General features: G+C 60.9%; 8 protein-coding genes. 2 read left to right on the forward strand and 6 right to left on the reverse strand.

The window, feature by feature from the left end; genetic code table 11:
- Positions 1–27 precede the first annotated feature (27 nt).
- The 6 genes from BM131_RS16530 to purC all read right to left on the reverse strand — a co-directional run bounded on the left by BM131_RS16530 (position 28) and on the right by purC (position 8,295).
- Positions 28–2,898 carry an Rne/Rng family ribonuclease gene (locus BM131_RS16530; protein WP_090191251.1) on the reverse strand — a complete coding sequence of 957 codons (2,871 nt, stop codon included), beginning with the start codon at positions 2,896–2,898 and terminating at the stop codon, positions 28–30.
- Positions 2,899–3,373: 475 nt separating this feature from the next.
- Positions 3,374–4,705 (reverse strand): sigma-54-dependent transcriptional regulator, encoded by a 1,332-nt coding sequence (locus BM131_RS16535; protein WP_090191233.1) that lies wholly within the window; start codon positions 4,703–4,705, stop codon positions 3,374–3,376.
- An 11-nt stretch (positions 4,706–4,716) separates the two neighbouring features.
- Positions 4,717–6,477, reverse strand: a complete 1,761-nt coding sequence (locus BM131_RS16540; protein WP_090191235.1) for a sensor histidine kinase — start codon at positions 6,475–6,477, stop codon at positions 4,717–4,719.
- 43 nt (positions 6,478–6,520) lie between these two features.
- Entirely contained in the window at positions 6,521–7,186 is a 666-nt protein-coding gene (gene purQ / locus BM131_RS16545; RefSeq protein ID WP_090191236.1) for a phosphoribosylformylglycinamidine synthase subunit PurQ, read from the reverse strand.
- Between the two features lie 102 nt (positions 7,187–7,288).
- Entirely contained in the window at positions 7,289–7,519 is a 231-nt protein-coding gene (purS, locus tag BM131_RS16550; RefSeq protein ID WP_090191238.1) for a phosphoribosylformylglycinamidine synthase subunit PurS, read from the reverse strand.
- Between the two features lie 14 nt (positions 7,520–7,533).
- Positions 7,534–8,295, reverse strand: coding sequence for a phosphoribosylaminoimidazolesuccinocarboxamide synthase (gene purC, locus BM131_RS16555; RefSeq protein ID WP_090191239.1), 762 nt, complete (start codon positions 8,293–8,295; stop codon positions 7,534–7,536).
- A gap of 134 nt (positions 8,296–8,429) precedes the next feature.
- On the opposite strand from purC, the gene BM131_RS16560 reads away from it, so the two are divergent.
- Both BM131_RS16560 and BM131_RS16565 read left to right on the forward strand, forming a co-directional pair.
- A complete protein-coding gene (locus BM131_RS16560) occupies positions 8,430–8,744 on the forward strand; it encodes a DUF1476 domain-containing protein (protein WP_090191241.1) in 315 nt (104 codons plus the stop codon).
- A 150-nt stretch (positions 8,745–8,894) separates the two neighbouring features.
- The coding region (locus tag BM131_RS16565) for a transposase (RefSeq protein WP_139222617.1) at positions 8,895–9,158 on the forward strand (264 nt) is incomplete at its 3' end.

The following is a 9,158-nucleotide window of genomic DNA, read 5'->3' on the forward strand; positions in this document are numbered from 1 at the left end:
TTTTTCATGTCTTGGGGTGCGCTGACCTTAACGGCCCAGCGACCACCAGCCGCGCTTTTTCGGCTTATCTTCTGCCTCTGGTGCCTCGGCTTCTGGCGCAGGCGTTGGTTCCGGCGCAGGTGCTGGCGTTGCCACAGGCTCTGGCGCTGCAACCGGCGCAGACTTCACCTCTGGCGCAGCTTGCGCTGCGGGCGCCGGGGTTGCCTCGACCGGGGCTGCTGGCGCAGGCGTTTCAGCCACTGGCGCGTCGGCAACCGGTGCTTCAGCCACAGGCGCATCAGCCGTCACAGCAGGCACGTCCGTTGGTGCATCTACCACGTCTGTTGCGGCCTCAACCTTGGGCTTGCGCGCGCGGCTGCGGCGGGCAGGCTTTGGCTTTTCAGCAGGCGCGTCGGCATCTGCCTCTGCCTCTGCCGGAGCCTCTGCGCCTTCGGCAACCTCTGCCTTGGGCTTGCGGCGGCTACGGGTGCGCTTTGGCTTTTCTGCTGGCGCGTCTGCGTCAGCGTCTGCTGCAGGTGCGTCAGCCACAGCATCAGCGGCTGCTGCCTCTGCGGGTGCTTCGGCGTCCGTTGCAACAGCGTCTGCCTTGGGCTTGCGGCGGCTGCGGGTGCGCTTGGGCTTTTCGGCGGGCGCATCGGTGACGGCTTCTGCCTCAGCTGCAACAGCGGGGGCGTCCGATTCGGCATCATCGGCCGCGTCATCGTCCTGATCGGAGTCGGCGTCGTCGTTGCCGTTCTCGTTCTGATCACCGTTTTCACCATTCTCGCCGTTCTGGCCGCCCTTGCGCCGCCGACGACGACGCCGCTTTTTGCGGGGCTGGCCATCGGCGTCTTCTTCGCTCGCGGCCGAGGTTTCGCTGTTTTGCTGCGCAGGCGCTTCTTCGACTGCGACAACAACCTCTTCTTCGACCTCGTCAAAGACCTGCTCGTCCGCCAAATCCTTAGCGTCCATCACGGGTGCCACGAAGGGCAAGGCGTCAGGGACAACCCGCGTCCCGGTCTTGAACTTGTCGATCGCGAAATCAGGCGACACCAGCGTCAGGTCACATTCGACGCGCACGGACATGCCATACTGCGCCTCAATCCCGGCGACGTGGTCACGCTTGCCGTTCATCAGCACGTTGGCGATGGACACCGGCGCACGCACCAAGACTTCTTTGGAACGGCCGCGTGTGCCCTCTTCTTCGATCTGGCGCAGGATGTTCAGCACGACGTTGTCGTCGGACCGCAGCAGGCCAGTGCCGTGGCAATGGCTACACGGCTGCGTCGTCGCCTCTAGCATACCGGGGCGCAGACGCTGACGCGACATTTCCAGCAGACCGAAGCCAGAGATCCGGCCGACCTGAATACGTGCGCGGTCGGTTTTCAGCGCGTCCTTGAACCGCTTTTCCACCGCGACGTTGTTGCGACGTTCATCCATGTCGATGAAGTCGATGACGATCAGACCCGCCAAGTCACGCAGGCGCGCTTGACGTGCCACTTCGTCAGCAGCCTCTAGGTTGGTTTTCAGCGCCGTCTGTTCGATCGAGCCTTCCTTCGTGGCCCGGCCAGAGTTGACGTCGACGGCGACCAGCGCCTCGGTCACGCCGATCACGATATAACCGCCAGAGGGCAGCTGCACCGTCGGGTTAAACATGCCCGACAGATAGCTTTCGCACTGGTAGCGGGCGAACAGCGGCATCTGTTCAGCGTATTGCTTCACGTGCTTGGCGTGGGATGGCATGATCATCCGCATGAAGTCTTTCGCGTTGCGATAGCCTTCTTCGCCAGCGACGATGACTTCGTCGATGTCCTTGGAATACAGATCGCGGATCGTCCGCTTGATCAGATCGCCCTCTTCATAGATTTTCGCGGGGGCGATGGATTTCAGCGTCAGCTCGCGGATGGTTTCCCACATGCGCTGCAGATATTCATAGTCGCGCTTGATCTCGTTGCGGGTGCGCTGGCTGCCAGCGGTGCGGATGATCAGACCGGCGCCTTCGGGCACCAGCATCTCGCCTGCGATTTCCTTCAGCTTTTTGCGGTCGGCCACGTTGGTGATCTTGCGGGAAATCCCGCCGCCACGTGCCGTGTTCGGCATCAGAACGCAGTAACGGCCAGCCAGCGACAGGTATGTCGTCAGCGCCGCGCCTTTGTTGCCGCGCTCTTCTTTGACGACCTGCACCAGCATGATCTGGCGGACTTTGACGACCTCTTGGATCTTGTAACGCTTGGGGCGCGGCTTGCGCACGGGGCGCACGTCGTCGCTGTCATCAGCGCTGTCGACATTTTCGATCTCGGATGGCTGATCATCGCTGTCGTCAGCGCCATCAGCCTGATCGTCGTCCTGCACTTCATCGCTGGCAGGGGTGTCGACGGGAGTCTCTGCGACCAGCTCCATCGGGCTGGACCCCTCTTCGGGATCGTCCAGGTCAATGGTTTCCATGCCCGCGATGTCGCGGGTGGCGGTCGCATCATCAGATGCGGTGTTAGCAGCACGGCCACGGGTCCGGCGTGTGCGGCGCACACGGGGCTTGGGCGAAGCGTCGTCCGCGTCAGTGTCAGCACTGGCTTCAGAGGCGTCCGCGTCTGCGTCGTCCTCTTCCTCAGCCTTTTGGCTGGCGGCATAGGCTTTTTCTTCGGCGATCAGTGCCAGACGGTCAGCGACCGGGATCTGATAGTAATCGGGGTGAATTTCCGAGAACGCGAGGAACCCGTGGCGATTGCCGCCGTAGTCCACAAACGCGGCCTGTAACGACGGTTCGACCCGCGTGACTTTGGCTAGATAGATATTTCCAGCAAGCTGACGCTTGAACTGGCTTTCAAAATCAAATTCTTCGACTTTGTTTCCGTCGACCACAACAACGCGGGTTTCTTCCGCGTGGGTGGCATCGATTAGCATTTTCTTCATGTTGTCCATTCGCATGACGCGGCAATTCGGCCCCGGGGGGCGCAGCAGTGCGGCTGTCATGTCTGATTAAGGCGATGGGTGCGCAGGCCACGACAATGCCCCTTGGGGCGTCTGTCTGGTGGTCACTGTTCTGCGCGCCTCGCATCGCGGTCCTTGTCTGACCCACGTGACGCGGGCCTGTTTAATGCCCGGTCACAATAATACACATGCGAGCCAAGGGCGTTCTTTTGACCGTTTCGGGTCATAGTCAGCTGACCCTGTCCACCGGCTTTTGCCGCGCGGGATAGGATCAGAGAATCTCACCGGGATTTTGCGCATATCGTCATGCCAACCGCCCGTAGAACATACATAGGGGGTTATGGTGTCATAAGACAATCACAAAGTGCGTGCAGGCTTGGCGGCTAGGGTGTGCCGCGCCCTTAAACGCAAGAACGCCGCGCCCCGCTACGGGACACGGCGTTATCGCTAACACGCGGCGCGGCGCTTACAGATAGTCAGAGCGGGACAGTGTGTATTTCGCCATCTTCTCGTTCAAGGTCCGGCGCGGCAGACACAGTTCTTCCATCACCGCAGTGATTGAGCCTTTGTGCCGGCGCATGGTGTTGTCGATCAACATACGCTCGAACGCCTCGACGAATTCCTTCAGCGGCTTGCCTTCGGTGGTCATCGCCGGGCGGCTGTCGTCGCTGTCGGCCATCAGCAAGGATGCGATGGATCCCGTGCCGCGCCGGTTCTGCAACACGGCGCGTTCGGCGACATTGATCAACTGGCGCACGTTGCCCGGCCAAGGCGCCTGCAACAGCTGCGCCGCTTCTTGGGCGGACACCTCTGGCGCGTCGCAGCCGTATTCTTCGGCGAACTGGTCCGACAGACGGGTGAACAGCGTCAGGATATCCTCTCCGCGCTGGCGCAGCGGCGGCACGACAATGCGCAGGGCGCTGATGCGGTAATACAGGTCAGGCCGCAGCACGGATTCGCAGGTCTTGTCTTGCTCCTGCAGGTTACAGATCGCGACGATGCGGGTTTCGGCGGGCGTGCCTTGGTCGTTGATTGCCGTCAAAAGCCGCGCTTGCAGCGTCTGGCTCAGGCTTTCGATATCCTCCAGCACCAGTGTGCCGCCGCGGGCTTCTTCAATCGCGGGGATCGGCTCTTCCTCGCCCGCAGGGCCGAACAGGCGGCGGGTCAAGGTTGCCTCGTCAAAGGCGGCGCAGGCGACCAGGACGAACTTTTTCGTCGCCCGCGCACCAACGGCATGCAGGGCGTGGGCGACCAGCGTTTTGCCGGTGCCGGTCTCGCCTTCGATCAGGACGTGACCATCGGCCTGCCCCAGATCGAGGATGTCTTCTTTCAGCCGTTCCATCGGGGCGGACTGGCCCATCAGTTTCTTGATCAGCGCTGATCCGTCGGACAATTCCTTGCGCAGCGCACGGTTGTCCAGCGTCAGGCGCCGGGCGTTGCAGGCTTTCTTTGCCAGCTCTGTCATGCGGTCCGGGTTGAACGGCTTTTCCAGAAAATCAAACGCGCCAACGCGCATCGCCTCGACCGCCATGGGCACATCGCCGTGGCCGGTGATCATGATGACCGGCAGCGCCGAATCGACGCCGCGCAGCTTTTTCAGGAACTGCATGCCGTCCATGCCGGGCATTTTCACGTCGCTTACGACAATACCGGGGAAATCCGCACCAACCACGCGCAACGCTTCTTCGGCGCTGGCATAGGCTTCGGTTTCGAATCCTGACAGGGCCAGCCATTGGCTGATCGACTGCCGCATATCCTTTTCGTCATCCACGATGGCGATTTTCATGGCTTTGCTCATGGATCTGATCCTTATTCCGCGGCTTTTGCCGCTGTCTTGAGGCGGGGCAACTGTACCTCGAACACGGCACCGCCGCCTGCCCCGTTCCGCGCGGTCATACGTCCGCCCAGATCGTTCACGATGCCCGACGAAATCGCAAGGCCAAGGCCTACGCCGTCGCCGGGCTGTTTGGTTGTGTAAAACGGCTCGAACAGCGTATCGAGGTCGTCGATCCCGCTGCCATTATCGCGCACGGTCAGCGTTACCGTCTCACCCAGTGCTAAAATAACGTCGATGCGCGGGTCGGCCACGGTTTTTGTGGCGTCAATCGCGTTGCGCAAAAGGTTAATGATGACCTGTTCCAACCGCAGGCGGTCGCCAAAGATCATCGCCGGCTCGCCCGGTAGCGTGCGGCTGATTTCAACATAGCGGTTTTTCAGCTGCGGTTCCATCATCGACAGCGCAGATGACACAGCGGCGCGGGTGTCGACCTCTTCAAACGCGTCAGAGCCTTTGCGCGCATAGGATTTCAACTGCCGCGTGATCGCGCCCATCCGGTCGATCAGGTCGTCAATGCGTTGAAACGACGACAAGGTTTCCTCTGGCCGCTTGCGCTGCAGCAGCAGGCGCGCGCCCGCCAGATAGGTCTTCATCGCGGCCAGCGGCTGGTTCAGCTCGTGGCTGACGGCGGCAGACATCTCGCCCAAGGCGGCGAGTTTTGACGTTTGCGCCATGGTCTGTTCGGCGACCTCAAGGTTACGCTCTACCTGCTTACGCGCCGCGATTTCACGTTGCAGCGCAGCGTTCAAGGCGCGCAGTTCGGCAGATTCGCGTTCAAAGACGGCGACCCGGTTGGTGGCCTTGCGGGACGCGAACCAGAACATCATCGCCAAAAAGATCGCGAATCCCATGACTTCCAGCGCCAGCACGCCGTTCACCCGTTCGCGCACCGACGAATAGGCGGTGTAGCTGACCATGCGCCAGCCTTGGAACGGCACGCGCGCCTCGCGGCGCAGCACGGCCTCGCCCCGCAAATAGGCGTCGATGGGCAGCGCGGCCCAGTCTTGCGTGGCACGCAGCGCTACCTCGATCGCGGTGGGCGGGGTTTGACGGCGCAGGGCCTCTGCCTCGTCCAGGCCGCGCCAGCGCTGTTCGGTGGTCAGGATGATATTGCCTGTGCTGTCAGTGACATAGACCGCATCAGACACACTGGCCCAGCTGCGTTCCAGCTTGGCCAGATCGACGGCGACCTGAATGACGCCCATGGTCGAGCCATTCTGATCGATCCGCCGGGAATAGACGAAACTATAGCCGCCCTGAGGCGACTCGCCGAGTGTAAACACCGTCGCATTGCTGCGCAGCGCGTTCACAAAAGACGTGTCAGATCGGTGCTGTTCCCCCAGCCGGTTCCGGTCCGTCGCCGCGACCGCGCGCCCGTCCTTATCCAGCAACATCAAGGACGCCGCGCCAATTTCATCAACGAAGGACAGCAGCCGCTGCGTCGACAGCGCATAGTTATTGGCCGACAGGGCCTGAATCAGATCAGGATCACGGGCCAACAGCTGCGGCACAATGGAATTGCGCTGCAGCTCGCTCATCAAGTTGGCGACATAAAAGGTCAGGCGGACTTCGGCCCGGTTCCGGGTCGTTTCCGTGAAGCGCTGGGTGAGCAGCAGATTCGTGGTATAAATTGTCACCATGCCCAGCAGGCACACCACAATGACGCTGAGCCGCAAAAGCCAACGGCCCTGCCGCAGCGTGCCGGTCTGTGTGGTGAATTCCGCGTGGCTCATTAGCTTTAGATAGGCCGGGTGCGCGCGCCCGGCAAGCCAGCGATCACGCGTCGGCGAGTTGCTGCACAAGCCCGCGGAACAAGGCCAGACCGTCGGTATTACCGGTGGCCGCGTCAACCGCCCGTTCGGGGTGCGGCATCATTCCCAGCACGCGGCGATTCTCGCTTAATACGCCAGCGATCGCATTGCGGCTGCCGTTAAAGTTATCGGCATAGGTGAATGCGATGCGGTCTTGGTCGCGCAGCTGGTCCAGCACCGCATCTTCGGCGGTGTAGTTGCCGTCGTGGTGCGCTACGGGCAATGTGATCGTCGCGCCAGCGGTATAGCCGCCGGTAAAGCCGCTATCAGAGGTCGCGACCGTCAAGGGCGTGGATTTACAGACAAACTTCAGCGCTGCGTTGCGCATCAGCGCGCCGGGCAGCAGGCCGGTTTCGGTCAGCACTTGAAAGCCATTGCAGACCCCCAGCGCATAACCGCCCCGTTCCACATGCCGCTTGAGCGCCTGCGAGACGGGCGAATTCGCCGCAATCGCGCCGCAGCGCAGATAGTCACCAAAGGAAAACCCGCCCGGCACCGCGACCAGATCGACATCGCCGATCTCTGCGTCTTTGTGCCAGACCATCGTCACATCGGCCCCAACCTTGCGCAGGGCCACAGCCATGTCGCGGTCACAGTTCGATCCGGGGAAAACAAGGACGGCAGCCTTCATGCGGGTAGCTCCTGAGAAGTGTTTTTCGAACCGCAGCAACGCCTTGCGCGCGGTATTTTAAAGCGACCGGCAGGCTGTGTGCCGCGCCGGTCGCCCCTAAGCTTACAGAATTTCGATCCGGTAGGATTCGATGACCGTATTGGCCAGCAGCGCTTCGCACATCTCTTTGATGCGCGCCTCGGTGGTGCCGTCGGCCAGATCCAGCGCGATCACTTTGCCCTGACGGACGCCGTTCACGCCCTCAAAGCCCATCGCACCCAGCGCGTGACGCACGGCTTCGCCCTGCGGGTCCAGCACGCCGTCTTTCAGCATCACATGAACATTGGCTTTCATGATGTTGATATCCTTTAGTTAATCAGCGTGGGCTTGGGCCGGTGAGTCACATTGCTGGGCAGAACGCCCAAACGCCGCGCGACTTCGGTGTAAGCGTCAGCGAGGTTGCCAAGGTCTTGGCGGAACACGTCTTTGTCCAGCTTCTGGCCGGTTTCAATGTCCCACAGACGGCAGCAATCTGGGCTGATCTCGTCTGCGACGACAAGGCGGGGGAATTCGTTGTCCCACACGCGGCCGATTTCGATCTTGAAGTCGATCAGCTTGATGCCGACGCCATACATCACGCCCGACATGAAATCGTTCACCCGCAAGGCCATAGAAACGATATCGTCCATGTCCTGCTGGCTCGCCCAACCAAAGGCGATGATGTATTCCTCTGGCACCAGCGGGTCGCCCAGCTTGTCGTCTTTATAGGAAAACTCGACAATGGGGCGCGGCAGGGCGGCGCCCTCTTCCATGCCCAAACGCTTGGCCATCGATCCGGCGGCAAAGTTGCGCACGATGACTTCCAGCGGAATAATCTCGACCTGGCGGATCAACTGCTCGCGCATGTTCAGGCGGCGAATGAAATGCGTCGGGATGCCGATGTTGCCAAGGCCGACCATGAAATACTCGGACAGGCGGTTGTTCAACACGCCTTTGCCCTCGATCACGTCCTTTTTGGCACCATTGCCAGCGGTCGCATCGTCCTTAAAATACTGGACATAGGTCCCCGGCTCTGGACCCTCGTACAGGATCTTTGCCTTGCCTTCGTAGATCAATTTGCGGCGTGCCATGAAAAGCCTCACGTCTGGGGGCGGCCCCGTTGGCGGGCCACCGCTCTGCGCCTCTTACGCCAAGCCCCCCTTGCGGGCAAGTCGCGCGGACCCCATAGTTTGCCTAACGGAACCCGCAGACAGGATTTTGCCCGATGACGAGCATGAAAGACCGCGAAAACGCCTTTGAAAATAAATTCGCCCATGACGCAGAGATGCAGTTCAAGGCCGAAGCCCGCCGCAACAAGCTGCTTGGCCTGTGGGCCGCAGACCTGATGGGCAAATCTGGCGATGACGCGATGGCCTACGCCAAAGAGGTGATCAAGTCCGACTTTGAAGAGGCCGGCGACGAGGACGTGTTTCGCAAGGTCCACGGCGATCTGGGCGACAAAGTGTCAGAGGCCGATTTGCGCGCCAAAATGGCAGAGCTGACGATCGAAGCCAAAGCGCAGCTGATCGACGAAGTCTAAAATTAACGCATTAAGACCGGGAGGGGGCCGCGCGCAGCGGATCTTTACCCGGTCTTTATCCCTTACCGTCTAAGAGCCCGATTTAAAACTATTTGAGTGAGTTCAGTGGTTTGTGATTCTGTTCGGTTGTGAAGCTGAATGGAGATCACAATGGCTTGGACTGAACTCACCCGCCGTCAACATGATCGAAAAGGCGATAAATACGCAAGCGATATGAAGGATGCGGAATGGGCGTTGATAGCGCCTTCGATGTCGCCGCCGAAGACAACTGGTCGGCCCCGTACGACATGTTTGCGCGACGTGGTCGACGCACTCCTCTACATTGCAACGACCGGATGCCAATGGCGTATGTTGCCCAACGACTTCCCGCCGGTTTCAACGGTTCGGGGCTATTTCTACGCGTGGCGCGATGAC

Source organism: Loktanella salsilacus (genome assembly GCF_900114485.1).
Taxonomy (GTDB): Bacteria; Pseudomonadota; Alphaproteobacteria; order Rhodobacterales; family Rhodobacteraceae; genus Loktanella; species Loktanella salsilacus.